The organism is Wenzhouxiangella sp. XN79A (assembly GCF_012272825.1).
In the GTDB taxonomy this organism is placed as follows: Bacteria; Pseudomonadota; Gammaproteobacteria; order Xanthomonadales; family Wenzhouxiangellaceae.
Window position 1 is genome coordinate 1,893 of sequence record NZ_JAAWWS010000170.1, and the last position, 1,639, is coordinate 3,531.

At 68.8% G+C, this 1,639-nt stretch carries 1 protein-coding gene; it reads right to left on the bottom strand.

All coding sequences use genetic code 11. The features are described from left to right. Window positions 1-474: 474 nt before the first annotated feature. Entirely contained in the window at window positions 475-1,011 is a 537-nt protein-coding gene (locus HFP89_RS15620; protein ID WP_168718613.1) for a gamma-glutamylcyclotransferase, read from the bottom strand. Between the last annotated feature and the right edge of the window lie 628 nt (window positions 1,012-1,639).

Here is a 1,639-nt window from a genome sequence, read left to right on the forward strand (position 1 = left end):
CGCCCTCCAACAGTCGATCCGAGCGGTTTCCCTGACTTTCCTGTTGGAGGCCGCTTGCGGGCGAAGGGCGGCCGGGCCGATTCGCGCGCGAGCGCTCTCCAACAGTCGATCCGAGCGGTTTCCCTGACTTTCCTGTTGGAGGCCGCTTGCGGGCGAAGGGCGGCCGGGCCGATTCGCGCGCGAGCGCCCTCCAACAGTCGATCCGAGCGGTTTCCCTGACTTTCCTGTTGGAGGCCGCTTGCGGGCGAAGGGCGGCCGGGCCGATTCGCGCGCGAGCGCCCTCCAACAGTCGATCCGAGCGGTTTCCCTGCCTTTCCTGTTGGAGGCCGCTTGCGGGCGAAGGGCGGCCGGGCCGATTCGCGCGCGAGCGCCCTCCAACAGTCGATCCGGACGGTTTCCCCTGCCTTTCCTGTTGGAGGCCGCTTGCGGGCGAAGGGTGGCCGAACGATCGAGTGAAGAACGAGACCCGATCGCTCAGGCCGCCAGTTCCGCTCGCACCCGCCGCTCGAGCTCGAAGACGTGCGGGTCGTCTTCCCCGAGTTCGCGCAGCGCGCGGGCCAGGTGCAACAGGTAGTCGGCGTTGCGGCCCGAGGGGCCCCGAGCCACGGCGATGTGGCGGGCCATGGCGTCGATCGGCTCGGGGCCGAGCCAGGCCGGGTTGTCGGGCTCGGCGACATAGAGGACGCCTTCGACGGTCCGCGATGGGTGCTGGAGACGGATCGGTATGCGGTACCGCCCGTAGCCGTTCTTCTCGCGGTGGTCGAGGTGTTCGAAGACGTCGTGCGAGACCCGCCAGGCGACGCCGAGGCAGCGCGCGCCGGGTTCTCGGACCAGGGTCGCGACCCGGCCGGGCGCATCGGGCGTTCCGCGGTGGTCGTGCGAGCCCTGCCAGAAGCGTCGCTGCCAGCCTTCGATTCGACCCACGGCCCGCTCGATGACCGGGAAGTCGACCTTCCAGATCAGTGATCCGTAGCCGAACACCCAGTCGCTTTCCGCGCAGCCCGTGGCCATGGTCGAACGCTAGCATGCGGGGCGGGATTCAGGGTTCCGGGGATCCGGCATTCGCGGAAGAGGCGCCGGTCGGTGGCGCACGCCGCCACACCACGATTGCTGAACCCGCGAGACCAGACGACCGAACGAGGAATTCACCCTTCGCCCGCAAGCGGCCTCCAACAGGCCTTCGGTCGGGCGTTGCGCTGATTCGCCTGTTGGAGGGCGCTTGCTCGCGAACCGCCCTGACCACCCTTCGCCCGCAAGCGGTCTCCAACAGGCCTTCGGTCGGGCGCCCCGCGCGATTCGACTGTTGGAGGGCGCTTGCGCGCGAACTGCCCTGACCACCCTTCGCCCGCAAGCGGCCTCCAACAGGCCTTCGGTCGGGCGTTGCGCTGATTCGCCTGTTGGAGGGCGCTTGCGCGCGAACCGGCCCGGCCACCCTTCGCCCGCAAGCGGCCTCCAACAGGCCTTCGGTCGGGCGCCCCGCGCGATTCGCCTGTTGGAGGGCGCTTGCGCGCGAACCGGTCGGGCCACCCTTCGCCCGCAAGCGACCTCCAACAGGTCTTCGATTCGGCACCGATGAAACTCCGGCCAGGTTTTTTACTGAAAACTGTTCACTGAAAACTTCTCACTCCGCTCCACCACG